The 25,430-nt window shown below is 60.5% G+C and carries 23 protein-coding genes; 12 read left to right on the forward strand and 11 right to left on the reverse strand.

Annotated elements, in window-relative coordinates; all coding sequences use genetic code 11:
- The first annotated feature begins 66 nt into the window (after positions 1–66).
- From PQQ86_RS09160 to PQQ86_RS09170, 3 genes are all read left to right on the forward strand, one after another.
- Positions 67–1,098, forward strand: a complete 1,032-nt coding sequence (locus PQQ86_RS09160; protein WP_408265897.1) for a histone deacetylase family protein — start codon at positions 67–69, stop codon at positions 1,096–1,098.
- A gap of 145 nt (positions 1,099–1,243) precedes the next feature.
- Entirely contained in the window at positions 1,244–1,867 is a 624-nt protein-coding gene (locus tag PQQ86_RS09165; RefSeq protein ID WP_408265899.1) for a glutathione S-transferase family protein, read from the forward strand.
- 199 nt (positions 1,868–2,066) lie between these two features.
- Positions 2,067–2,411, forward strand: a complete 345-nt coding sequence (locus tag PQQ86_RS09170) for a hypothetical protein (protein WP_408265901.1) — start codon at positions 2,067–2,069, stop codon at positions 2,409–2,411.
- Between the two features lie 171 nt (positions 2,412–2,582).
- Here PQQ86_RS09170 and fabV read toward each other — a convergent pair whose 3' ends face one another.
- Complete coding sequence (fabV, locus tag PQQ86_RS09175; protein WP_408265903.1) at positions 2,583–3,779, reverse strand: enoyl-ACP reductase FabV; 1,197 nt, start codon at positions 3,777–3,779, stop codon at positions 2,583–2,585.
- Positions 3,780–3,929: 150 nt separating this feature from the next.
- Between fabV and PQQ86_RS09180 the strand changes: the two genes are divergently transcribed.
- A complete protein-coding gene (locus tag PQQ86_RS09180) occupies positions 3,930–6,455 on the forward strand; it encodes a penicillin-binding protein 1A (protein ID WP_408265905.1) in 2,526 nt (841 codons plus the stop codon).
- A 50-nt stretch (positions 6,456–6,505) separates the two neighbouring features.
- On the opposite strand, the gene PQQ86_RS09185 is transcribed toward PQQ86_RS09180, so the two are convergent.
- Together PQQ86_RS09185 and PQQ86_RS09190 are read right to left on the reverse strand one after the other, a co-directional pair.
- On the reverse strand, positions 6,506–7,861 hold the full coding sequence (locus tag PQQ86_RS09185; protein ID WP_408265907.1) for an MFS transporter: 1,356 nt from the start codon (positions 7,859–7,861) through the stop codon (positions 6,506–6,508).
- A 146-nt stretch (positions 7,862–8,007) separates the two neighbouring features.
- A complete protein-coding gene (locus PQQ86_RS09190) occupies positions 8,008–9,126 on the reverse strand; it encodes a porin (protein ID WP_408265909.1) in 1,119 nt (372 codons plus the stop codon).
- A gap of 398 nt (positions 9,127–9,524) precedes the next feature.
- On the opposite strand from PQQ86_RS09190, the gene PQQ86_RS09195 reads away from it, so the two are divergent.
- Positions 9,525–9,896, forward strand: a complete 372-nt coding sequence (locus tag PQQ86_RS09195; RefSeq protein ID WP_408265911.1) for a hypothetical protein — start codon at positions 9,525–9,527, stop codon at positions 9,894–9,896.
- A gap of 30 nt (positions 9,897–9,926) precedes the next feature.
- Here the strand turns inward: PQQ86_RS09195 and PQQ86_RS09200 are convergent, their stop codons facing one another.
- From PQQ86_RS09200 to PQQ86_RS09220, 5 genes are all read right to left on the reverse strand, one after another.
- Entirely contained in the window at positions 9,927–10,358 is a 432-nt protein-coding gene (locus tag PQQ86_RS09200) for a cupin domain-containing protein (protein WP_408265913.1), read from the reverse strand.
- Between the two features lie 4 nt (positions 10,359–10,362).
- A complete protein-coding gene (locus tag PQQ86_RS09205) occupies positions 10,363–11,055 on the reverse strand; it encodes an FMN-dependent NADH-azoreductase (RefSeq protein WP_408265915.1) in 693 nt (230 codons plus the stop codon).
- Positions 11,056–11,113: 58 nt separating this feature from the next.
- Positions 11,114–11,551, reverse strand: coding sequence for a carboxymuconolactone decarboxylase family protein (locus tag PQQ86_RS09210; RefSeq protein ID WP_054037517.1), 438 nt, complete (start codon positions 11,549–11,551; stop codon positions 11,114–11,116).
- 260 nt (positions 11,552–11,811) lie between these two features.
- Positions 11,812–12,747: an SMP-30/gluconolactonase/LRE family protein gene (locus PQQ86_RS09215; RefSeq protein ID WP_408265917.1), complete on the reverse strand. Its 936-nt coding sequence runs from the start codon at positions 12,745–12,747 to the stop codon at positions 11,812–11,814.
- Positions 12,748–12,974: 227 nt separating this feature from the next.
- A complete protein-coding gene (locus tag PQQ86_RS09220) occupies positions 12,975–14,243 on the reverse strand; it encodes a threonine/serine exporter family protein (RefSeq protein WP_408265919.1) in 1,269 nt (422 codons plus the stop codon).
- A gap of 360 nt (positions 14,244–14,603) precedes the next feature.
- On the opposite strand from PQQ86_RS09220, the gene PQQ86_RS09225 reads away from it, so the two are divergent.
- Both PQQ86_RS09225 and PQQ86_RS09230 read left to right on the forward strand, forming a co-directional pair.
- Positions 14,604–15,665, forward strand: a complete 1,062-nt coding sequence (locus PQQ86_RS09225; protein WP_408265921.1) for a catalase family peroxidase — start codon at positions 14,604–14,606, stop codon at positions 15,663–15,665.
- The gene (locus PQQ86_RS09230; protein WP_408265923.1) at positions 15,662–16,201 is read left to right on the forward strand and encodes a cytochrome b; all 540 of its coding nucleotides are present in this window, start codon (positions 15,662–15,664) and stop codon (positions 16,199–16,201) included. Before PQQ86_RS09225 ends, PQQ86_RS09230 begins: the two co-directional genes overlap by 4 nt.
- 79 nt (positions 16,202–16,280) lie before the next feature.
- Here PQQ86_RS09230 and PQQ86_RS09235 read toward each other — a convergent pair whose 3' ends face one another.
- Both PQQ86_RS09235 and PQQ86_RS09240 read right to left on the reverse strand, forming a co-directional pair.
- Positions 16,281–17,609, reverse strand: coding sequence for an MFS transporter (locus PQQ86_RS09235; protein WP_408265925.1), 1,329 nt, complete (start codon positions 17,607–17,609; stop codon positions 16,281–16,283).
- Between the two features lie 128 nt (positions 17,610–17,737).
- Positions 17,738–19,180, reverse strand: coding sequence for an N-acyl-D-amino-acid deacylase family protein (locus tag PQQ86_RS09240; protein WP_408265927.1), 1,443 nt, complete (start codon positions 19,178–19,180; stop codon positions 17,738–17,740).
- Positions 19,181–19,328: 148 nt separating this feature from the next.
- Here PQQ86_RS09240 and PQQ86_RS09245 point away from each other — a divergent pair, with 148 nt between their 5' ends.
- Entirely contained in the window at positions 19,329–20,258 is a 930-nt protein-coding gene (locus tag PQQ86_RS09245) for a LysR family transcriptional regulator (RefSeq protein WP_408265929.1), read from the forward strand.
- A 173-nt stretch (positions 20,259–20,431) separates the two neighbouring features.
- Here the strand turns inward: PQQ86_RS09245 and PQQ86_RS09250 are convergent, their stop codons facing one another.
- A complete protein-coding gene (locus PQQ86_RS09250; protein ID WP_408265931.1) occupies positions 20,432–21,499 on the reverse strand; it encodes a LacI family DNA-binding transcriptional regulator in 1,068 nt (355 codons plus the stop codon).
- A 221-nt stretch (positions 21,500–21,720) separates the two neighbouring features.
- Here PQQ86_RS09250 and PQQ86_RS09255 point away from each other — a divergent pair, with 221 nt between their 5' ends.
- Genes PQQ86_RS09255 through PQQ86_RS09270 form a run of 4 tightly spaced genes read left to right on the forward strand, consistent with a single transcriptional unit; the run spans position 21,721 to position 25,427 of the window.
- Entirely contained in the window at positions 21,721–22,785 is a 1,065-nt protein-coding gene (locus tag PQQ86_RS09255) for a fatty acid desaturase (protein WP_408265933.1), read from the forward strand.
- 29 nt (positions 22,786–22,814) lie between these two features.
- Positions 22,815–23,144 carry a Rieske 2Fe-2S domain-containing protein gene (locus tag PQQ86_RS09260; RefSeq protein WP_408265935.1) on the forward strand — a complete coding sequence of 110 codons (330 nt, stop codon included), beginning with the start codon at positions 22,815–22,817 and terminating at the stop codon, positions 23,142–23,144.
- A gap of 2 nt (positions 23,145–23,146) precedes the next feature.
- Complete coding sequence (locus PQQ86_RS09265; protein ID WP_408265937.1) at positions 23,147–24,385, forward strand: NAD(P)/FAD-dependent oxidoreductase; 1,239 nt, start codon at positions 23,147–23,149, stop codon at positions 24,383–24,385.
- 31 nt (positions 24,386–24,416) lie between these two features.
- Positions 24,417–25,427, forward strand: a complete 1,011-nt coding sequence (locus PQQ86_RS09270; RefSeq protein WP_408265939.1) for a xylose isomerase — start codon at positions 24,417–24,419, stop codon at positions 25,425–25,427.
- Positions 25,428–25,430: the final 3 nt, after the last annotated feature.

Genomic DNA, 25,430 nt, shown 5'->3' on the forward strand with positions numbered 1-25,430 from the left:
CCTCGACGCATTAAGCGACGTATTACGCGACGGAGTGGAGCAGCAAGCATCCTGAGGAGACATTGCATGTTGACTGTGTATAGCGATCGGCACCGGCTGCACCATGGCCATGCTGAATTGATCGACGGCGAAATGAAGCCTTGCTTCGAGATGCCGAGCCGTGCGGATTTCATCCTGGAACGGGTGCGCGAAACGAAGCTCGGCGACGTGATTGCGCCCGCATCATTTGGACTCGATCCCGTGCACCGTATTCACGACAAGGGCTTCATTGCGTTTCTTGGCAGCGCATGGAATGAATGGAGCGCGCTCGGCCGCAAGCACGACGCGCTGCCGCTCATCTGGCCGGTGCGCGGCATGCGGCAGGATCGTGTGCCGGAAGATATCGATGGCAAGCTCGGCTACTACTCGATGGATGCAGGTGTGCCGATCACCGCGGGCACCTGGGCTGCCGTGAGCGATGCCGTGGATGTCGCGCTGACCGGCGCGCGCCATGTGAGGGAAGGCGCACGCGGTGCGTTCTCGTTGTGCCGGCCACCTGGACATCACGCCGCGGCGGACTATATGGGCGGTTACTGTTATATCAACAACGCGGCCGTAGCGGCGCAATCATTCCTCGACGCGGGCGCGAAGCGCGTGGCGGTTCTCGATGTCGACTATCACCATGGCAACGGCACGCAGAGCATTTTCTATCACCGTTCGGACGTGTTGTTCGCTTCGCTGCATGGCGATCCGCGCACCGAGTATCCGTTCTTTCTCGGGCACGCCGACGAAACCGGCGCGGGTGCGGGCCTCGGCTACAACGCGAACTTCCCGCTGCAACCGGGCACGGCGTGGGCGGACTATTCGGTGGCGCTCGACGCAGCTTGCGCGCGTGTCGCCGATTACGCGCCGGATGCGCTGGTGGTGTCGCTCGGTGTCGATACTTTCGAAGAAGACCCGATTTCGCAGTTCAAGCTGCGCAGCGCCGACTATCTGCGCATCGGCGAGGCGATCGGACGATTGGGGAAGCCGACGCTGTTCGTGATGGAAGGCGGTTACGCGGTCGCGGCGATCGGGGTCAACGCCGTGAATGTGTTGACGGGTTTTGAATCGGTTTAACCGACCCTCTGTCGTGACGCAAGCTGGCCCAGCGCGTAACGTGCAAAGTGTCTATGTCCGCTTTGTCGCGCTGTCGATACGCTACGATTCGAGCCGGATTCCCGGTAAATTTATCTATAGCGACTGAACGAGCGGCCACGATTCCATGTTGCAAATACTAGGCAAAGCTTCATCCATCAACGTGCGCAAAGTACTGTGGACGTGTGCCGAACTCGGTCTGCCGTTCGAACGGGAGGATTGGGGTTCTGGATTCAGGGCGACCGAAGTGCCCGAATTTGTTGCTCTGAATCCCAATGCCATGGTTCCAGTGATTCGGGACGGTGAGTTTGTGCTGTGGGAATCCAACTCGATCATCCGTTACCTGGCCGGCCGTTACGACGGCGAATTTCTCTACCCGAGCGATCCTTGCGAACGCGCTAAGTGCGATCAATGGATCGACTGGCAGGCGAGCGAGCTGAACAGGGCGTGGAGCTACGCCTTTCTTGCGCTGGTCCGGCACTCGCCGGCTCATCAGGACCATCAGCAGATCGATCTGTCGTGCGCGAACTGGGCGAGGCATATTGCAATCGTCGACAGGCAACTGGGGACAACCGGTGCCTTCATCGCTGGGACCTCGTTCTCGCTCGCGGACATTCCGATCGCGCTTTCGATCAATCGTTGGCTTGAGACGCCGCAGCAGCACGCCGATTTTCCAGCGCTGACGGCTTACATGGAGCGCCTTGCCTTGCGTTCTGGCTATCTGGAGTACTGCCGCAACGGTACGCCGTGAGCAGTTCGTTCGTGCTGCATCTGCCGTTACGCTATCAGGTAATGCCGGCGGCTTTTGCATCACGGGGTCAATTCGCACGCGACACTTACAAAAATGCCTGCGTAGTGTTTACAAAAACCTATGTGCCAAGTGCTTCTGCGCGCCACGATCCGAGTCGCCTACAATGGCCGTTTTTGCGACACAGATTGAAGGTTTAAAGATGCGGGTATCGAAATTTGCACTGGCTTTACTGACGGCCTGTTTTACGCTCAATGCAAGTGCCGAAATGACGGCCTCGCAATACAAGCTGTGGGCTCATACCGACAACAACTCGGTCTACGCGGCGTACATCACCGGCACGATTAACGCGCTGGGGTGGGCGAACGGGGATCTGGTGTCGAAGAAGCGTCCGCCGCTGTTCTGCCCACCGCAGAATCTCGCTATCGGCAATCAGAACGTCTATCCGCTGCTCGATCAGTTTTTCACCAACCATCCGAGCATCTCGGACGACTTCCCGATCGGCCTCGCCATCCTGCGCACGCTTCAGGCTGCATTTCCCTGCTGATACGGAGGCATCAGAGCTTCCCCTGACCGACGCTGTCTCGTGAGCGGCGTCGGCAGGCCGGCGGCTCACGTCATCGCGTGGAAGCCCTCGCGTTGCTAGCTCAGGATGATCTAGCCAATCACACTGAAAACACCGCAGCTTGCGGGGTCGTAAAGACCCCGCAAGCAAACATCACATCTGCACGAGCCCGGGAATCTGCACGTCCGGATTGACGTCGGCTTCATAGTCCACGCCGGCGATCTCGAATCCGAAGAGGCGCAGGAAGTCGGTCTTGTAGCCGCTGAAGTCGGTGAGCTCGTAAATATTGTCGTTGGTCACCTGAGTCCAGAGTTCCTGAACGCGCGCTTGCACTTCGGGGTCGAGCTCCTTGTAGTCCGCGCGCAGGCGGCCTTCCTCATCGATGTGCGGCGTCGCGCCGTACATGCTGTCCTTGTAGAGACCGTAGACCTGCTCGATGCAGCCTTCGTGCGTGCCTTTCGCCTTCATCACCTTGAAGAGCAACGACAGGTACAGCGGCATCATCGGGATCGCGGAGCTAGCCTGCGTCACGACCGCCTTGAGAACCGAAACGCGTGCATCGCCGCCCTTGGCCGCGAGTTTCTCGCGGATCCCAAGCACCTTCTCGTCCAGATCTTTCTTGGCCGCGCCGATTGAGCCGTTCCAGTAGATGTCGTGCGTGATCTTTTCGCCGAGATAGGTGAACGCGGTCGTCTTCGCGCCATCGGCGAGCACGTTGGCCTCGAGGAGGGCATCGATCCACATCTGCCAGTCTTCGCCGCCCATCACTGCGACGGTGTTGTCGATCTCGGCTTGCGTAGCAGGTTCGAGGACGGTTTCCTTGATGACTTCCTTGTCGGTGTCGATGCCGCGCAGGTTCACGGCCTTGCCGATCGGCTTCAGGGTCGAGGTGAACACTTCACCGGTTTTCGGATGCGTGCGCTTGGGCGCGGCGAGACTGTAGACGACCAGGTCGACCTGGCCGAGATCGCGCTTGATGACTTCGATGGTGCGTTGCTTGACTTCATCGGAGAAGGCGTCGCCGTTGATGCTGGTCGCGTACAGGCCCTTTTCCGTGGCGAATTTCTCGAAGGCGGCGGTGTTGTACCAGCCTGCGGTGCCGGCTTTGGTTTCGCTGCCGGCGCGCTCGAAGAATACGCCGAGCGTGGCGGCGGCCGAGCCGAAGGCGGCGCTGATGCGGGCGGCGAGGCCGTAGCCCGTGGAGGCGCCGATCACGAGCACTTTCTTCGGGCCATTGGCGATGGGGCCGCGTGCCTTGACGTATTCGATCTGTTCTTTGACGTTGGCTTCGCAGCCAACCGGATGGGTCGATACACAGATGAAGCCACGCACGCGCGGTTTGATGATCATGAAGCACCTCTTGTCAGAATTGCCGACATTATAGTGGGCTTGGGTTTCTGCCAGTGCGCGGCGCCTGGGTTTGTCCATTTGCGGCGCAAAAATCGGCCTTCGTCCAGCATCTTGGTAGGATTCAGCCTTTCCCAGCAGACGGTAGCAAGTGTGAAGCGCCTGATCACCTCATTCCTACAGACCCTTGAAAAAGGGCTAACCCTCGCAAACCAGCCCATCGCCCGGGGCTTCTGGCACCTGCGTCATCCCACGCTGCGCGGCGCGGCGTGGGCCTGCGCAGGCATCCCGGTGCTGTTACTTTTGTATGTGCTGATCCTGATCCCGTTCACGCCCAGCATCGGCGATATCCGCAAGGCGAAAATCGAGCAGCCGGCGCAGATTCTCTCGGCGGACGGCAAATTGCTGGCCGAATTCAAACCCTCGAACCGCGAGTGGGTGAAACTCAAGGACATCTCGCCGAATGTGGTGAATGCGCTGATCGCCACGGAAGACCACCGCTTCTACCAGCATTTCGGGCTGGATTGGCGCCGCACGGCATCGGCCGCGCTGCACACGTTTTCCGGCGACCGGCAAGGTGGGTCGACCATCACCCAGCAACTCGCCCGCAACCTTTATCCCGACGAGATCGGCCGCGCCCCCACGCTGACCCGCAAGACCAAGGAGGCGATCACGGCCTTCAAGATCGAGGCGCTCTACACCAAGGACGAGATCCTCGAAACCTACCTCAATACAGTGCCGTTCCTCTACAACGCCTATGGCATTGAGATGGCGGCGCGAACCTATTTCGACAAATCGGCCGGCGACCTGAATGTGCTCGAAAGCGCGACGCTCACCGGCATGCTCAAGGGCAATAGCTACTACAACCCGGTGCTCAACCCGGAACGCGCCTTGCAACGGCGCAACACGGTGCTGGCGCAAATGGTCAAGTACGGCAAGCTCACGCCGGCGGCCTACGCGACGCTCTCGCGCCGTCCCTTGCGCATCGATTTCGAGCGGCAAACCGAGCCGCCCGGACCCGCGCCGCACTTCGCGCAGCAACTGCGCAAGTGGCTCGCGGCATGGGCCGATCGCAACGACTACAACATCTATTCAGATGGACTGGTGGTGCGCACCACCATCGATTCACGCTTGCAGACCATGGCCACTCAGGCCGTGATCTTGCAGGGCAACCAGTTGCAGGGCATCGCGAATTCGGCGTGGGGCACGCGCGCGGGTTGTGCGAACGGCCGCGACCTGCTGCAGACTTTCCTGCGCGAAACGCCCGACTATCGCGCCGCGAAAGACGCCGGCCTGACGGATGACGACGCGATGAAGCGCGTCTCGTCCGACCGCGACCTGGTGAAGAGCGTGTGCGAGTCCAAGACCCGGGTGCAGGCGGACTTCCTCGCCATGGACCCGCGCAACGGCCAGATCAAGGCATGGGTCGGCAGCCGCGACTTCAGCCAGGATCCGTTCGACCACGTCCAGCAGGCGCGACGCCAGCCGGGTTCGACCTTCAAGCCGTTCGTCTACGCCGCGGCCTTCGAAGACGGCGCCAAGCCCAGCGACACGTTTATCGACAAGCCGGTCGAGATTCCGCTGGCGGGCGGCGAAGTCTGGCGTCCGAGCGACGAGGACGAGCCGAGCGACCGGGCGATCAGCCTGCGCGACGGCCTCGCTTATTCCCGCAACCGGATTACCGCCCAGCTGATGGAAACGGTCGGTCCGAACAAGGTCGCGAGACTGGCGCGCGCCATGGGCGTGCGCGACAGCGAACTCGACCCGGTGCCGTCGCTCGCGCTCGGCACGAGCCCGGTGACGCTGAAGGAGATGGTCTCGGCCTACGGCACGATCGCCAACCTCGGCGGTTACGTGGAGCCGGTGATGGTCACGCGTATCGAAGACCGTAACGGTGAAGTGCTGGCCGAGTTCGAGCCGGCATCGCCGAAACAGGCGTTGCCGGCCGACGCCGCCCGTACCCTCGTCGACGTGATGCGCGACGTGGTGAGCCGGGGCACGGGTTCGAGCATTCGCAGCCGCTTCGGCGTGCGTGGCGATGTGGCGGGTAAGACGGGCACCACGCAGGGCAACGCGGACGGCTGGTTCATCCTGATCCAGCCGCAACTCGTGGCCGGGGCGTGGGTCGGCTTTAACGACAGCCGGGTGACCTTGCGCAGCGACTATTGGGGTCAAGGGGCGCACAGCGCGTTGCCGATCGTCGGCGACTTTTTCCAGCGCGCGCAACGCTCGAAGCTGGTGGATAGCCGCGTCAAGTTCGCGACCGACGAGGAGCCGGGCTGGTTTGCGGAGCGCTCGAGCAGGCTGCGCGAGTGGTTCCAGCATCTGTTTACCGCGTCGCCCGCGAAGACGGAGGCGCCGGTTGTCACGCGCAATACGACGCGCCATGCGCCTGCTGTTGCCCCTGCACCGGCATCGGCTGCATCGGTAGCCGGGGCATCTGCAACCGCCGCGGATGTCGAACCGCGTGCGCTGCCGCCTCAGCCGCCGCTCCTTCAGGTACCGGCATCAGCGGCTGCGCCTGCAAACAGGGCAGTCGACGGTGAGGTCCATGGCAACGGCGAGCCGGCCCTGGCGCCTACGCCCACGCCGGACGACGTGCTGCCGCCGGACGCAGGGGGCGCGGCAAACTCACTCCCGAGCGTGCCGGCCAGCGCGCCGGGGAGCGCATCGCCCTGAGGCTCGACCATGCTGGGCCGCGTAGCTAAGTCGGCGCTTCGCAGACGCAGCTACGACGGCCTGGCAACTTTCTCCCTGCCTGCCGCGCCGGAGTCCGGAAGACTGCACGACGCCTCAAGCGACGTGTCGTGATGCAGCAGAAGCACGGCCGCCACGCCGACGAGTCCCGCGCCTGACAGACAAAGCAGGCCGGCGCCGAAGCCGCCGGTGCTGTCCTTGATCCAGCCCATCGCGTAAGGGCCGAAAAAACCCGCCAGATTGCCGAGGGAATTGACTGCGGCGATACCGCCTGCCGCCGCCGCGCCCGACAGGAACGCAGCCGGCAAGGTCCAGATCACCGGCAGGCAGCCGAAGATGCCGAAGCCGGCAATCGACAGCGCGATCATCTTCTGCACCGGATTGTCGAGCCCGGCCGCCGCCGCAATGCCGCCGGCCGCGACCAGCAACGCAATCGCCACGTGCCATTTGCGTTCGAGCTTGCGGTCCGAGTGGCGTCCCCAATAGATCATGCTGACCACGCCGACGATGTAAGGCAGCGACGTCACGAAACCGGTCTGCAGGTTGGTGAGGCCGAAGGACTTGACGATCTGCGGCAGAAAGAAACTGAGGCCATAGTTGGTTGCGTTCGCACCGAAATAGATGAGCGCGACGGCCAGCACGCGCGGATTGAACAGCGCTTCCTTCACGCTGAACGTGCGCACGGCCTCACGATGCTCGCGTTCCTGAGCCTGGCGGGCGACCAGCCAGTCGCGTTCGTCATCGGCAAGCCACGTGGCGTCCACCGGTTTGTCGGTCAGATAGAACAGCACGCAGAACGAGAGCACCAGGGCGGGCAGTGCCTCGATCAGATAGACCCATTGCCAGCCGGCTAATCCACCGCGTCCGTCCATCGAAAGCAGGGCGCCGGAAATCGGGCCGCCGATCACCGTGGACAGCGGAATGGCTGCCATGAAATAGCCGACCACGCGGGCGCGATAGGCAGCGGGAAACCATAGCGTCAGCAGGAAGATGATGCCGGGGAAGAAACCCGCTTCGGCCACGCCCAGCAAGATGCGCAAGCCATAAAACACGTGCGCGGGCGAGAGGCCCGTGAAGCGGGCAATGTCCGGGATATAGGCCATCGCGCCCGCGAGGATCCCCCATGTGAACATGATCCGGGCGATCCAGCGTCGCGCGCCGAATTTCTCGAGCAGAAGATTGGAGGGGACTTCGAAGAAAAAATACGCGATGAAGAAAATGCCCGCGCCGAAGCCGAACGCACTGGCGGACAGGCCGAGCGCCTTGTTCATCTGCAGTGCAGCAAAACCGACGTTGACCCGGTCGAGATAGGCAATGAAATAGCAGACGATCAGGAACGGCACAAGCCGAACCGTCACGCGGGTTATGGTGCGTGCTTCGATGTCCATCGACGTCTCCTCCGGTTCAGCGTCCGGTCTGTTTGCTTGATGTGCATACAGACTAGTCGGTGGAGCGCGATTCCGAAAGTGTTTTGCCTCCGGGAGCGCCCGCCGCCAGGCGAGGCTCCCGCGCCACCCGGCGGCAGCGATTTGCTTTAGAACCGATGCGACATACCCACCGTTGCAAGAATCTGCTTGGTTCCGGGTGCGGTCACGGTAACGCCCGGCCAACTCACCGTGGCGGTGCCGTTGTTCTTCATATAGCCCGCCCGCATGTAGAAACTCGTCCGCTTGGATATCGCATGGTCGGCGCCCACTTCGATGCTCGGCGTATTGTCATGCGCGCCGCGCACGCTGCGCTGAACGCCGGCAATTGTGATCGTATCGGCCGGGGTTGCCTGAATCGTCGCGCCCAACTCCGCAATGCTCAGCGAATGGGCGGTGCCCAGGTGCGCGGCCAGCGACCCTGGTGCCGGGTCCTGCGCGCGGTTGTATGAATAGTTGAATTGTAAGTTCACGATGCCGATCCGGTAGGCGAGCGCGCCGATGAAGTGCTCGGTGCCCAGCAGGCTTAGCGAGGTGGGCAGGCCGGCGATGGTTTCCTGGCCCGGATGCTGGTTCACATAGGCAAGACCCGCGTAGAAACCGTAGCCCGAGTAAGTGGCCGCGACGTTAAGCATGTTGCCGGTCGTGGCCGGCACCGGCTGGCTCACCGTGGCGGAGAACGCATACATGCCGTACAACTTAAGGCCTTTCATATCCGGCGATTGATACATGATCGAATTGCTGGCGCGGCCGGAATCGTATTGCGTGGACAGTGTGTTCCGGTCGACTGCGAGGACGTTGGCCGAAAATGGCGACAACACTTCGTTCGCACGAAACGGATCGGACGGATAGATGACCCGGAAACTCGGCTCGTACTGGCGTCCCATGGTCAACGAACCGTATTGGTCATGGCTCAGGCCGACCCACGCCTGACGATAGAAGAGTGCTGAGGTGTCGGCGAACAAGCCGCCGTTGTTCACGTTAAAGCCGGTTTCGACGTTGAACTGCGCCTTGAGGCCGCCGCCCAGGTCTTCAGTGCCCTTCAGCCCGAACAGGGAGCCCGTCGAGCCGCCGCTCTTTTCGGCATATGAATGGACGCCGCCGTTGTCCAGATACTGGATGTTCGCGTCGACGACGCCGTACAAGGTCACGCTCGACTCAGCGGCCGCAGCGCCACCAGCGGCAAGAATCAGCGTGGCTCCGCAAACGCCGTGGTTGATAAAACGCATGCATGTCTCCTCTTTTTATATCCGCCTGTTGCGGACCGATTGCACAGTCTTGCTGCGGGGTTAACGCGGGTAGGGTTCTCCGACCCGAATCCTGCGCGCCGCAAAATGGAATGACCGTGCTAATTTCGGTCAACTGGAGGAATAAAGCCAGTGCATTGTTCGTATCAGGAGAGTGCAGAAATTGCATGGAACGGAAGGGGCGCTGAAACAGGGCTCAGGCCTGCGGGGACGCGATGTTCGTCTGTTACGCCGCGAACTTGCGGAGTCCCTTCCTGGCGTGGGCTGCTGGCGATTGTTCAGGCGTGTGCAACAGTGTTTTCAGGTGACGAAGCTGATCTGGCGCGCCTGATTGCGCATAATTTCAGGATTGGAAAAACGGTTAAAAAATGTAGGCGAATATGTTCAACCATGTGTCAGATTCCGTGCTCGATCAGGAGCGGGCGTCCGTTGCGCCGCAGCGTAGAAGCTTGTTGTCGAACCGGGGGCGGGCGCTCATCGCGGCAGTGGCCGCGTGCGCGAGCCTCGTGGGATGCGCATCGACGACCGATGTCGTCACGACCGGCAAACCCGGCACTTACACGGTAGCGGCGAGCGCGACCGGCGGGAAGATGGCCTGGGCCCGCGCGCATGAACACGCGATAAGCGAAGCGCGCGACTACTGCGAGCGTCGCGGCATGCAGAGCAGTGTCACGACTGAAACGGTGAGCGGCGTGGAGATGATGACCGCGCATGCGTCGTCAGTGAATTTTGAGTGTCATCCGAAGTTCTAGGCGGGCGCGGCTGCATCTCACGTTACGCGTTCATTGCTTGTCGAACGTCACCAGCTTTTTATCCTTTGTGTCAGCCACAAAAATTGCCAGCAGCTTCGCGGGTTCGGTATCGCTCGCGTTTTCGCTGACCGTGTGATGCGCGCCGGGCTTCTCGGTCCAGGATTCGCCCGCGTGGTAGACGCGCACTTCGCCATTGTTGACACCGCTGCGGATCGCACCCGACAGCACATAGGCGACCACAAATGTCTGTCCATGCCGATGCGGCAGCGACTTGCCTCCGGGTGCATAGTCGACGACAAGCGCCGTCATCGTTTTGCCCGGCACGTTGGCGATCGCCTCGGTGAACGCGGGCGTAATCGTCTCCCGTGCTGCGGCCGCATCCGCGGCGAATACGGTTTGCGAGATTCCCGCGAGGGAAAGACCGGCGAGCGCTACCGTCGCCGTCAGCGTACGAATTTTCATGCGATTACTCCTGGCTGAGTGCCATGACATTGTTGTCCTGTTCCAGTGCTGGGGCCGTCTCCGGATTCGCCGGGTTGGCCCAGTGCGCCGCCACCGCTGCGAGTTCGGTGCGCGCGCGTTCGAGTGCCTCGATTCGCGAAGCCTGATCCGAAAACTGCAACGGCTGAGCGTCGACAAAGGTCGGGGCCGCGACGCCGAGAAATCCGAAAGCGGCCTTAAGCGCCGGCGTCAGCGCATCCATAGACGAGTAGGGCCCGGCGCGTAAGTCAGCACCGCGACTCGTGACGAACAGCACCTTTTGCCGCGCAAGCTGGCCTTCTATGCGCCCCTCGTCTGTGTGCACGTAGGTCAACCCGGTGCGCGTGACACTGTCGATAAACGCCTTGAACACGGAGGGCATCGACCAGTTGTACATGGGCATCGCAAAGACCAACGCGTCGGCGTCGAGCAGGCGCTTGCACAGCGCATCCGATGCCGCCAACGTCGCTTTCATGGCGGGCGTGCGCTCATGCGACGGCGTGTAGGTCGCGATGGCGAATGCTTCGTTCACATGCGGCGGCGTATCGACTGTGACGTCCAGGTAGTCGACTTCGATATCCAGACCTTCTTCACGCAGGCGTTCCAGAAAATACTGGCTCAACGCGCGCGAGTTGGATCGCTCGCGTTTGGCGCTCGCGTCGACGTGCATGATTTTCATGACTTGTTTCCTTCGGGGTTATGCAGAAAGCGGGCGCTGGGACATGGCGACGGCGCGCTCAAGCCGGCATCTTGCGAAACGCGATCGCAAAGCGATTCCACGCGTTGATGGCGGAGATCAGCAGCGTCAGGTCGACCAGTTCCTCGTCGCTGAAGTGCGGGCGTACGGCTTGCCACACGGCGTCGGGTACGTGCTCTTGCGACACCAGCGTGAGCGCTTCGGTCCATTCGAGCGCGGCGCGTTCACGGTCGGTGAAAAAGGGCGTTTCACGCCACACCACGACAGTTGCCAGACGCCGTTCGGATTCACCGCCTTTGCGGGCGTCGGTGGTATGCATGTCGACGCAGAACGCGCAGCCGTTGATCTGGGAGGCGCGCAGACGGACCAGTTCGGTCAGCGATTTTTCGAGGGCCGATTTGCCGATGCGTTCTTCGACGCCGAGCATCGCCTTGATGGCAGCGGGGTTGGCTTTGTAGAAGTCGAGACGTTGTTCCATGATTCACTCCTTGGGGGTTGGACCCACTTCGTGGGCCGATGAGTGAAGATTAGGCGTTCGACTGGTGTTATTAAATGACCGATTTTATGTATTTTTAGGTAGCCACTTTATCAGTGTGCCGTGGGTGGCAATTCCCGCGGAGTTGTCCGCCCGCGTGATGGTCTTCGCGATGAGCCGGCCGGGCGAGGTCGGCCTGAACGAAATCCTGTTCAGGCCGACCCGTCAGGCGCTTTGAGCCGGACGATTCTGAGGGATCCGACTCAGATGTCTTCGGCGTAGTCGATACCGGTCAGCACACCCAGATGAGCAACGGTGGTGAAGTGCGCCTCCTGCTTCATATCGATGTCCAACTCGCGCACGTTGCCGCCCAGATCGGTCACAAATGCGCGGCGTCCTCGTGAGTCCAGAGACACGCCAATCCCTTCTTTCAGCTCGCGGGCGAGCACCTGGCGATCAACCAGTCCGGACGCCGTGATTTTTGCGCGATTCAGGGTATTTCCGTCATGCGTGTCGTCGCCACGATCCGTCCAGTAAAGCATGGTGTCGCGCTGATCGATATCGAGATCGATCGGCTCGGGCAGATCGGCCAGCATACATTCGACATCCGGGCGCCGATCGGGTGTCGCACCAGGCGGCAGCTCGATGCCCGCTCTGAAGATGCGCCCCTCTCCGGCATCCGGCGCGCCCTTTTGCGTCCAGTAGACGTGCCCGTTTGCCTTATCCAGGACGATGCCTACGCAATGGCGCTTCGCGTCGGCCGTATCCTCCGGGAAGTTTCCGGTGCGGACGAGTTCCGTCACCTCCGTGCCGTCCAGCCGCGCGCGCATGACTCGCATGCCTTCGCGATCGCACCAGTACAGGTGACCACCTTCCTTATCCAGCACGATTTCCTTGGGTGTTCCGGCCTTACCGGAAGGCACCAGCACCCGATGTCCGGTTCCGTCGAGCTTGGCGCTTTCGATCGTGCCGTCGTTTGGGGGAACCGCGCCGGAAGCCGGATCGCCGTCGACCAGATGGATGCCGGTTCCCATGTTGGTCCAGTAGACCATCTGGTTTTCGGCATCGACCTTGATGCCGTCGGGCGTGCGCGTGAGGTTCGCGAGAACGACCTCGTGTGAACCGTCCGGCGACAGAGCGATGATCGCCGGTGGACGTGCCTGCAGGACATACAGCGTACCGCCATTGTTCGTAGCCACAGTAAGTACCCTCCATCGGGTGTCGATAACCGTTGTCGTACTGGCGGAGTCGATCCGTGGCCCCGCCGCTGCTGAACCACTCCCGACAGACTACCGTAGGTTGTGCGAGAACTTCGTGACGGTTGTTGCTTCTAGAGAAAGGGACAATCGCGTGGTTGTCGCCCGAAAGCTGGCCACTTTTCGTGTCAGGCAACAACCATTCGCCGCGGCTTGGGCTTGAAGGTCCTTCAAAAGGCCGGGCGCGCCGTCGCGAACCGCGCAAACAGCATGCGAGGCAGAACCAGTCCCACGGTCATGGCCAGGATGATCAGGAACGCCGTGGCGCCGTTCGCAACGAGAGCCGGGACAAGATCGGCCGACGCACGCGGTCCGACGGCGACCAACTCAAGCAGCGTGCTTGCGGCACGGAACAGGTAGAAGCCGGGCATCATCGAGACGACCGCGGAGAAGCCGACGGCGGCGTAGGGCAAGCGTAGGCGATCGACGAGCGGCGCGACGATCAGGCCCACCAGAAGACAGGCGAAGAACGCCGCTATCGCGGCGTTGGCGCTCAGGATCGAGACGAGCGCCCAGCGCGCGGCGTGCGCCAGCATGCCGACGGCGATTGGCAGCGGCAGCAGGCGCCACGGCATCGAAAAGAAAGTCCTGAAGCTCGCGACGGCGCATCCTGCGGCGAGGACATCGGCAGCGAAGGGCGCGGGCGCGGCCGCGGACGATCCGGCCTGAAGCGCGCCGCCGCTGGCGGCCGTCCCGATCAGCAGGCCCGTACAGATCATAAGCACGATGAGGCCGGCATAGGTCAGTCGTGCGACGCCCAGTGTGATCCGGGTGCGCGCAAGATCGATCGCACCGTTGAGGATATGCGGGCCGGGAACCAGCACCATGCAGGGGCAAAACGCGACGAGCGATTGCGCGTCTGACAGGTGAAGGCGACCCGCGACGGTACCGATCACGCCGGCGAGCGTGGCCGCGGTCAGCGGTTCGAGGAAAGGATCGCTGCCAAGCTTCGCCTGCCAGCGACGGATAAGGGCACTCGCGCCGGCGCTCAGGGCGATCAGCGCCAGGCTCGCTGCATCGTATACGCCGTAGATCACGCCGAGAGACGCTGCGCCGATGGCCGCGAACAGAGCGAAGCGGAGTATCGCGACGGGTGGCATGTGCTCCGCCGCTACGAGCGCCGGGCGAACGTCTGCCTTCGACATGGCGCCATCGCACACTTGATGCACGATTGTCTGGACGGCGAGTACCTTGCCCATATCTACGCCTAGCGGCGCGGCCGGGACAATTTCCGAGAAGGAGGTGTGGTCAAGCTCGACCACGAGTTCGTCCCAGTGTGGCAGCACTCTGACCGGTACGCCAAGGGTGCGCCCGAACTGCTGCGCCGCGACGACCGTCCTTTCAGTAGTCTGCCCGTGCGTGAACAGGAGCGAGGCTGCCAATGAGACGGTGTCCACTTCGTCTATGGGGCCTTGGCGAGGGATGGCGTCTTTGTTCATGCCGCCTCAAAGGATTGTGTCGGTCCGGATGTTCGGGATCACGGCGCTGGATGCGCGTCGCGGGATCGCCATCAGCGTTGGTCATGCTGGCTCGATAGTAGTGAGTGCGGCGCAGGGTGGCTATTACATAAAGCTGGAACAGGCACCGCTTGCGCTCGATGCGAGCGACGCTCTCCCCGCCCTTCGTGACGACGAGGGGGAGAGATGCTCCAGGTAGATGAGTCCCTTACGCGCTCACAGTCGGGGAAATAGAAGTGCCAATGCGTGGAGAGACGAATGCCAATCCAACGTGTATCTTCCTGGCACGAGTTTCATAATGCTGCTAGATTTTCGGTACCTGCACTCTTGATCGAGAGTCCCATGACCGACAGACCGAGCTCCAACGTTTCCGTTACGCGTTCGCTGGCCCTGATCGCACTTGTCGTTGCCGTGGTAGTGCTTGCCTTCGCTTACACCGCAGGCTGGCTTTCGCCAGACCGCCTGACCCCCGCAAAAATCGTCAATGGCCTGGCGCCTCCAGGCGGACCCGCTTTGGGTTTCCGGCGTAACCACGCCAAAGGCATCTGCTTTACCGGCACATTCGAGTCGAATGGAGGAGCAGCAGCGCTGTCCAAGGCGCAGATGTTTGTGCCTGGTTCGTATCCGGTCACAGGACGCTTCAATCTGGCCACGCCGGATGCGAAAGCCACAGACGCCGCCGTGCGCGTTCGCGGCCTCAGCCTGCGTATCGTCACCCCCGATGGAAACGAGTGGCGCTCGGCGATGATCGATGCACCGTTCTTCGCCGTTGCGACGCCTCAGGCCTTTTACGCTTTGTTGCAAGCTTCGGCGCGAAAAGACGACCCCGATGCAATGAAGAACTTTATCGCTGCCCACCCTGAGTTCGCCAGGTTCGGTGCGTGGGCGACCAGCGCACCCTGGACGGCATCTTATGCGCAAGAACGGTATAACAGTCTCAACAGCTTTATCTTCACGAACGCTGAAGGACAGGATCAGGCTGTGCGCTGGTCCTTTGTGCCGGAAGCGAAACCGGAGGCTGTCTCTCCAGATGATCTTAGACAGCGCAGCCCCGACTTCCTTGCTTCGGACATTGCCCAGCGGGTGAGCAACGCTCCGCAACGCTGGGCGATGATCGTCACCGTCGCCAATCCGGGTGACCCGAGCGCCGATCCGAGCAAAGCCTGGCCCGATGATCGCCGCAAAGTGGAGGCCGGCACGCTTGTGGTCAATGCCATCGAACCCGAAGCCAATGGACCGTGCCGCGACCTTAATTTCGATCCGACCGTCCTTCCTTCGGGCATTCGTGTTTCTGACGATCCGTTCCCCGCCGCGCGCTCGGCTGCCTACTCGGTATCGTTCAACCGTCGGACCGCCGAGGACAAAGACTATCCGCACACGCCAACCGCAGGGGTCAAGCCATGACATCGAGCCACAAGCGCTTCACGCCAATACAGCGCGCTTTGCACTGGATCATGGCGATATGCATTCTGTCGATGCTGTTTATCGGTGTCGGCATGGTATCGACCGTTCGGCCTGACTATCTCACGCTGGTTTCGATTCACAAACCGTTGGGCATGCTGATTCTCGTGCTCGCGCTGATCCGGCTGATAGTAAGGCTTGTGCGAGGCGCACCACCGCTGCCATCAGACATGCCCGAGCCGATGAAGCTTGCGGCTTATCTCTCGCACGTGGCTTTCTATGCGTTGATGATTGCACTCCCGCTGCTCGGCTGGGGCATGCTGTCAGCAGCCGATTATCCCGTCGTGGTCGCCGGCATTCGACTGCCGTCGTTTTTGCCTCACAGCAACGAACTGCACACGCTGCTCTGGAATGCGCACAGATTTCTCGCGCTGTGCTTCTTTGCGCTGATCGTTCTTCATATCGCAGCCGCGCTATTTCATGCGCTGATCAGGCGTGATGGCGTTTTTCAGGCAATGGCGTCGTGGCGCAAAGGGTAGAGGTTTAAGCGGAAGGAGATGTATACAAAATCTGATGACTGGCGAGCCTCAACGAGCGTTCGCCGTACCATCGGCTGTGCTATTGACCTTCTGGCAGAGCAACTATTAAACAGGATGTCTCTCTGTTCTGCACACGGCTGCGAAGCGCGAGTAGTCCGAATGCCGATAGCAGAATGACGCCCGCAAGCAGGAGGAGCGCGTAGTCGAGAGAATGGGTCACGCTTTTAATCCATCCAATACAAGCCGGACTCGCGAAACCGCCGAGCAATCCGATAGTGTTAATGAGCGCAAGTCCTCCCGGAGCCGTTTTGGAACCGAAATATTCTGAAGGAATCGTCCAGAAGACCCCGTAGGCGCCATAGATACAGCCGGTTGCAAGCGAAATAAGAACCATCGACAACACAAAACTACCGTGTGACCAAACAGTCATCGTTAGCAATATTGCTGCAAGTGCGGCGGGGGAGGCGCTGTAGCGGATGCGTTCCCCGCGAGCATCGGAAAGTCTTCCCAAGCCATACATGAAAACGACTGCGACAAGATACGGAATGGCACCGTACCAACCGACGTTCTGAAGCGTACCCGCTCCGGCGATGGAGATGACAGTGGGTAGCCAGAAAGCAATCGCATACAAACCACAGATGATTCCAAAGTAGCAGAGCGACATGGCGTAAACAATCGGGTCCCGGAAAGCGCTTTTTTTTTGGGGGCGGTCTGCAGAATCTGTGACGGAATCCACGCTCTCGACAAGCGCGCTTTTCTCTTCCTTCGTGAGCCAGTGAGCGTCGTTCGGTCGATCCGATAGTGTTGCATAGGCTGCGAGTCCCAACAGCACCGGTGGAATGCCTTCAATGATGAACATCCATTGCCATCCTGCGAGGCCTGCCGAGCCGTCCATGCGAGCCATGATAAATGTCGAGAGCGGAGATCCAACGATCCCGGCAAGCGCGGCGGAACTCATAAAGACTGCAAGGACGCGTCCGAGGCGCTTCGGTCCAAACCAGAGAGTCAGGTAGAGGAGAATCCCGGGTGCAAGTCCGGCCTCGAATACCCCCAGCAGAAAGCGCATGGTCTGGAGTGTCGCTGCACCTTGAACCATGCTTGTTCCGATTGTGACGAGACCCCAAAGGATCAGAATGCGGCCGAATGTTCGACGTGCGCCGATGCGCGCCAACAGGAGATTACTGGGCACTTCAAATGGAACGTACCCGATAAAGAAGATGCCGGCGGCAAGACCGAAAGCAGCGTCGCTCAACCCCAAAGTCTGAGACATCTGAAGCTTGGCGAAACCGATGTTGATCCGATCCATGTACGCGAATACATAGCACACAAAGAGAAAAGGAACGATTCGGTAGAACGCTTTCCTATGCGCGCGTTCATCGATTGGCACTTCTTGTTGATTGGTTGCCATGGCTGCTCGCGGAAACGGTTGTGAAACCAGGTTAGGAGAGGCGACACTGAACGCGACGTGGTTCGCTTCGAGTCGTCAATGATCTTTGCCACCAGGGAAGCGTGTTTCAGGTCATGAGTCTGGTGGTATTACCGTTTCACCAGCGCACCGTTGAAGGCGCCTGTGTGTTGTCCTTTTGCCCATGTCGTTACGCCGTTCACGATGACGGCGACGACACCCGACGAGGTCAGGGTAGGATTGTCGTAGTCGGCGCGGTCACGAATCGTGTCCGGGTCGAAGATGGTGATATCGGCGTGATAACCTGGCTTCAACACGCCTCGGCCTTTGAGACCGAAGTTTCGTGCTGCCAGGCTGGTCATTTTCTTTATGGCCTGCTCGAGTGTGAATAAGCCGACGTCGCGCACGTAGTGGCCGAGTACGCGCGGGAAGGTACCCCAAAGGCGAGGGTGGGGCCGTTCACCCACCTGGAGACCGTCCGATCCGATCATCGTGTGTTCGAATCGCAGGATTTCTCGTACATCCTCTTCGCTCATGAAGTGGTAGGTCGCCGTGCCGGGCTGAAGCCGGCGCGCTGCCTCCTGTCGATCCGTGCCGAACGTCAGAGCGATTTCTTCTAGCGTCTTACCTGTACATTCCGGATGCGGCTCGCTTGAGGCGATGACAACACGGCCTTCACGTACAAAGCTGTCGTCACGTATCATCGACGAGCCGGCGGTATAGGGGTAACAGTCCAATGAAATGCATTGGTGATGCATCGCATTACTGATGAGGGGCAACGTAATCCGGGACTTGCCGAAGTTGCGCTCCCGCATCAGCTTGTGATGAGATAGGACGACTTGCACGCCAAGGGTTCGACCAATGTCGAGCGCCTCGCCGATCGCTTCAACGATGTGGTCGCTCTCATCCCGAAGATGAGTCGCGAAGACGCCGTCATGTTCGCGGAGTGGCGCGCCAACACCGATTAACTCTTCCTTGGTGGCCGCTGCCGCAGGGGGATAGAAGGTTCCACTTGATAACCCGATGGCGCCTGCAGCAAGTGCCTCCTTCAACATGGACCGCATGCTGCCGGTTTCGCTTACGGTTGCGACGCGCGACAAATCCGACATCGCGAATACCCTAAGTGTCGTGTGTCCCACGAGTGGCGCTACATTGAGCGCCGGAGGGCGGGACTCGATTGCTTTGAGAAACGCCTCGAAGGTGGGGAATCGCCCGGTCGTTGGGAGCCCGAGAAGATTGAGCGGAGCCGGCAACGGGATGTCGTCGGATAGCGGTGAACTGCTGATTCCGCAGTTACCGGTGACGACCGTGGTGACCCCCTGCGAGATCTTGCTCGCCATTTCTGGTGCTGCGAAGATTGCATGATCATCATGTGCGTGGGCATCAATGAACCCAGGGGCGACGATCATTCCTGACGCGTTGATGGACTGTCGGGCGTGAGCACGTGAAAGATCGCCAACATCGACAATTTTCCCGTCCTTGATGCCAACGTCTGCGTTAAACCGAGGTAGGCCAGTACCGTCGATCAGCGTGCCATTCAGTATCAGGAAGTCAAATGTGTCCGGTTCGCTCATTTTTGTGTTCGAGGGGTAGTGAGGTATAAGGCATGGCGTTGGAAACGCCGCATCATGAGATCAGTATCGAAAGGCAAAAACAGCGGAGCAATACGATTGGTGATCATCAGCGCTGCATTTTTTGCAACGCTCGCACGGGAGACAGCGGATGCACTCAACTTTGGGCGACAGGCGATTGAAGTGTTTTTTCAAAGCAGTCGAATTGGGATCTATTCGAGCCGCAGCCGATGAATTGCTGCTCGAACCGTCGCTTGTAAGCAGACAGATCATGCAGCTTGAAGCAGAGCTTGGCGCCACGCTCCTGGAGCGACGTGGCCGCGGTGTCCATCCGACCCCGTCAGGTAACGTGGTCATGGAACATTGTCACGACCGTTGGGGGCTTGAACACGGTTTGCGGGAGAAGCTGAACGACCTGTCGGGTCTGCGCCGCGGAGAACTGCGCATTGCGATTAGTGAGGGTTTTCTTGACGAATTTATCGAGCGCGTTTTGAACCCGTTCTCGGAATGCTATCCGCAGGTTGTGATTCACATCATTCTTCAAACGGCGTCGGAGGTCGTCCGGATGGTGGCGACCGATGAAGCTCATCTTGGCGTTACGTTGCACGCGCAACGCGATAACCGGGTGAGGATTCTGGCGGATTGCCCTCATCCCTTGTTTGCGATTGTTGGGCCCAGCCACTCGCTCAGTACTTGTCGGCGGCCGCTGTCCCTAGCCGATCTTGCAGAGTGGCCGCTTGTGTTGGCGCCGGTAGGGAGCGGTCTGAGGTCGCTGATTGACAGCGCGGCGTTCGTTGAAAGGATAGAGGTGGAGCCGCGCTTTGTGGCGAATTCGGTGCGTGCGCTTAAAGCGATTGCCGCCACGAACAACGCCGTGACCTTCTTGCCGAAGATATCAGTTCAGCCTGAATTGAATCAGGCTAGCCTTTTCGCGCTGCCGAACTCGAACCCGATTCTGCAGTCCGCACGCGCTCAGGTCTTTGTTCGACGCGGCAGGACATATTCGTCTGCGCTCTCGGCGTTAGTGAGCGTAATGGGTGAGCGGCGGTACTTCTCGACATCGCCTCTGAAAGGCAGATAGAGGGGAGTCTTGCTGAGACGTGACATTTACATAAAGCTGCTACAGCCGTCGCAACGGAGCTTCAGCATGGGTCCGAAGAGGTCCGACTGCGACATTTCTATTTAGCTCAGATATGACATCACAGCCTTGCCGTAACAAAGGATTTAAAAAAGGGGGGTGAAACACTATCGCTTTTAATCGGACGGTGAGGGCAGGTATGGCATCTGCCTGACATTCGCCGGACAGAATATCCGAAATTCCACTGGTCCAGGCGGGGGAGCGTCCTCGACCACTCCGCACGCATGCAGTAGGTGCTGCAGCGCGGATATAACCTGCCCATCCGGGTCCTGGTCGATGGCGATATCCATCGTCTTTTCCTCGATATATTGACGATGCAAGTCCAGCATTTCATGGCTGACCCATACTACCCGCCCGGTCGCGCCGAACTTGCGCAACGCGGCTTCGATACCGGGCGAGCCGTATCCGCTGTTGTAGATGCCGACCAGGTCGCCTTGCTTCAGTGCATTGATGACCGCGCTATAACATCTGTCCGGGTCATCCTGGGTTTCCACTGCCGTGCTGTCACAGGCTAGTTCAGGAAACGACTCCGCAAGCTGTGCCCGGCAACCGCCGATACGGTCGATATGCGCGCGATAGTCCTTCCGGCTGCACAGCAACAATACGCGCCCCGGCCGTCTGGCGAGGCGTCCGACGAAGTAGCCTGCCGTACGCCCGGCACACAGGTTGTCGATGCCCGCATAGTGGAGGCGCGGCACGTCCGCGACGTCAGTAACCATCGTCACGACCGGCTCGCCGCATTCGATTACCGTTCGTAATGCATCGCGGATGCGCGGGGTATCGTGAGTCGTCACGATCAGCCCCGAGCGCTTATAGCGCGGATGAAGGATCGCTTCGGTAATCGCATGGTCGTCTCCCGCAAGAATCGATCTATGCATGACGATTCGCTTATCGAGCATTTGCATCGAGCGTTGCAGGGCGAGATTCAGGCGGCCGAAAAAGGGCGTGCTGTTTTGCGGAAGCAGCACCTCCATATGCATTAGCCCGTGATGCGTATCGGGCAGCACGCGCGGCACGGCAAGTTGCCGGGCCGCCGCCACGACGCGCGCGCGCGTCGCTGCCGACACGCTGCCACGCTCATTGAGGACGCGGTCGACGGTGGCCGGACTGACTCCCGCCGCCTCCGCGATTTCGATAAAGCGCGCAGTGCGCTTGCGCCGTGGCGGTATCGCGGCGTCGGTCATGTCGTTGTCTCCATTCCATGTGTACTTGTTTTGTCTGGGCTCGCGCGAATGGCGCGGTGCAGCATTATTCCTTGCTTTTTAACGCTAGAGGATTGACGAAAAAACGTCAATCTTTTCGTTGAGAGCAGTACAGCTGTCTCTTATCTTGCACACATCGCCTCTCCAATCATGTCCTTCAGGACAGCCGGGAGAAGCGGATCTGAACAAGAAAGGAGACGCAGGTGTCGAACTCACCTCTGAACATGCCCTGCACGGGTAGCCTTGCAAACGCCGGTCTCGCCGGGCGTGATGCCTCGGCCGGACATACCGAAGAGAACTGGTATCGCCCTGACATCCCACGCCAGACACTCAAGCAACTGATGAAGCGCAGCGACACTGAAGGCCTGAAGAACTTCGGCCTGTGGATCGCGTTGCTGCTCGCGTCGGGGGCCGTGGCGTTCTATACGTGGGGAACGTGGTGGGCGATTCCAGCGTTTTTCGTCTACGGCACGATCTACTGTTCCAGCGACGCTCGCTGGCATGAACTTGCGCACGGAACGCCCTTCAGGACGCCATGGCTGAACCAGGCCTTCTATCAGCTTTGCTCGTTCATGACGATCCGCGAAGCGACGCTCTGGCGCTGGAGTCACGCGCGGCACCACACGCACACGATCATGGTCGGCCGCGACCCCGAGATTCAGGTTTGCCGCCCGCCGCAACACCTCACGATCCTGCTGGATTTCTTCTATCTGATTGGCGGCACCACCGAGATCGTCAAGACCGTGCGCCATGCATGTGGGTTGATCAGCCCGGAAGTCATCGACTTTGTTCCGGCGATGGAGCGCCGGAAGATGATCTGGATCAGCCGCTTCTACGTCGTCGTCATAGCAGTGGTGATCGGCTGGTGCTTCGTCATCCAAAGCGTTCTGCCACTGATGTTCGTGTGGGCTCCGCGCTTTTATTGCGGCTGGTTTCACCAGACGCTTGGCCTCACGCAACACGCCGGTATGGCCATGAACGTTGCTGACCACCGGCTCAACACGCGCACCGTCTACATCAACCCGGTGTTCGCGTTCCTCTACATGAACATGCAATACCACATTGAACATCACGTGCTGCCGATGGTGCCGTACCACGCGCTGCCGAAGCTGCACGAAGCGATCAAGGCGGAGACACCCCCTGCGTACCCGAGCCTCTGGTCGGTCTATAGGGAGATGGTTCCGACCTTGATCCGTCAGACACGCGATCGCTCTCACTTTATCCGTCGCCACGTCCCGCATCGTGAGTCGATGCGCTCGGCAACCTGAGAAAGCGTCCAGAACTGGGAGTATCTGAAATGTTGGATCAACGTGAGTGGGTCGTCGCATGTCAGACCGGCGACATCGATGAAGAAGACGTCATGCGTTTTGATCATGGCAGTGCCACGTTTGCCGTCTATCGCATCGATGGCAAGTTTTACGCCTCCGACGGCTGGTGTACGCACGAGAAAGCCCATCTTGCCGACGGCTTCGTATTGGGCAACGCGATCGAGTGTCCGCGGCATCAGGGGCGTTTCGATATTGCAACCGGTAGGCCGCTTTGCGCGCCGGTCTGTCAACAGCTGAAAACGCATCCGGTACGCATCGAAGGCGGTGCGGTCGTGATCGGCGTGCCGACGACGGAGTGATCATGGCAAGCGATGCACACATGGTCATTGTTGGCGCCGGCCTGGCGGGTGCCCGCGCCAGCGCCGAACTGCGCGAAGCGGGCTTCGATGGCGAGATCACGCTTATTGCCGACGAACCGCACGCGCCCTATGACCGGCCGCCGCTCTCGAAGGCGGTGCTGCTCAAGGAAAAAACGCTGGGCGATTGCGCGCTCTTCGGTGATACCTTTTTTGCCGATCATGCGATCGATCTGAAGCTTGCTGTCAGTGTGGTTGAAATCGATCGTGCTGGCCGCGCAGTTCTACTCGATAACGGAGAACGCATCGGGTACAGCCGGCTGCTGCTCGCGACCGGCGCGTCGCCCAGAACGTTGAGCGTGCCGGGTTCGGACTTGCCTGGCGTGGTCACGCTGCGCACCGTTGACGATGCCCACGATCTCTCGACGCGGCTCCATCACGGACAACGCTTCGCGATCGTTGGCGGCGGTTTCATCGGACTCGAAGTCGCGGCGAGTGCTGTCGCAGCAGGATGCAGCGTCACGGTCATCGAAGCCGGCGAGCGTTTGCTGATGCGCGCGGTGCCGCAGGAAATTGCCGCGCGTATCGAAGTACGGCACCGTAAGGCGGGCGTGCAGTTCCGCTTTGGCGCGCAGCTGGTCGCTATCGCGGGTGCCAGTGCAGCCGAAGAGGTCCGTCTCGCCGACGGCGAAGTCATCCACTGCGACACGGTAGTGGTTGGCATCGGCGCTGTGCCACGTACGGCATTAGCGCAGGCAGCGGGACTCGAAGTCGCGGAGGGCATCGTGGTCGACGACCATCTGTGCACGAGCGATCCTGACATCTTCGCAGCGGGCGATGTCTGCTCGTTCCCGCATCCGTTGTACGGCCGCCGTGTGCGCCTCGAATGCTGGAAGAACGCTGACGATCAGGGGCGCCACGCCGCGCGCAACATGTTCGGCGAAGAGCTTCGTTATCGCGAAGTGCCGTGGTTCTGGTCTGATCAATATGATCTGTCGATTCAGATAGCAGGGCTTCCTGCATTCGCCAGCCAGGTTGTGGTGCGCGAAACGTCCGATGCGTTGCTGCTGTTCCATCTGTCCACGGACGGATCGCTGATCGCGGCGAGTGGTGTCGGCCGCGCAGTGGGCCGCGATATCCGGATTGTCCAGATGCTGATTGGCCGCAACGCTCGCGTCTCCGCCGAGGAGCTTGCGGATCCGTCGGTGAAGCTCAAGTCGCTGCTGGTTACCGAGACGGCTTGAGCGCGGTCCAACGCCCCATCACACATAAACCATGAACCCCACTCTTCACATCGGCGTAAATATCGACGGCGTGCTGCATCGCAACGACATGCCGCCGGTCGACGCCGACGCGCAATTCCAGATGATCGCCGACGCGGGCGTGTTCGACTATGTCGAGATGAATCCGCCAGCGGGCGTTGCACTCGCGCGCTACGTCGAGTTGAGCGAGCGCTACGCGCTGCCAGTTCGCGTGATCGGCGGCATTTTTTGTGCGGGTCGCGACGAAGCGCATCTGCGGCACGTGATCGAGTGGGCGCCGCGCTTCGGCTCGAAAGTACTGAATTGCCAACTCTACGCAAATCATGCCGACGGACATTGCCTCACTGATATCGAGGTCGCGCGGTTCTATGCGCAGGCTTGCGAATGGGCCGCCCCGGTTGGATGCATCCCGAGCCTCGAAGTGCATGTCGACATGTGGAGCGAGGAGTTCAGCCGCGTTGCACGAGTCGGCGAACTACTGGCGCGCGAGGGCATTGCACTGCGCCTCACGCTCGATCATTCGCATCTGATCTTCAAAATCGGCAATGCGGAAGAACTCGACGCATCCGCGATCCGGCCACACGTAGAAACGGGCGAGATCGTGCTCGATCCTGCGTCGCCCGATGCGATCTTCAAACAGTGGATCGCGCGCGGCTGGGTCCATCACGCCCACGCACGCAGTGTCATACCAAACAACCCGCGCAACTCCCGCATGCGTCGCCCCGACGGCAGACCCGGTCGCGGCATTCAATACCCGTTCGTGCGGCCCGCTATGGATCAATGGGACGGCAACTGGGATGAGGCAGCACTCCTTCCGTGGAAGAACGCCGTGCAGCACCTGCTCGACGCGCGCGCACACAGCAGCGTTTCCACGCCGCAGCACATCAGCTGCGAGTTCATTCCATTTGCCGACTACGGCGGCGGTGCAGGGTATTCGATCTTTGAGAACAACGTTGCCTGCGCGGCATGGCTGCACAACACATGGCTGGAGCAAACCGCCGGACAAGACGCCGTAACGACATGAATC

The organism is Paraburkholderia sediminicola (genome assembly GCF_046026675.1).
GTDB classification, from domain to species: Bacteria; Pseudomonadota; Gammaproteobacteria; order Burkholderiales; family Burkholderiaceae; genus Paraburkholderia; species Paraburkholderia sediminicola_F.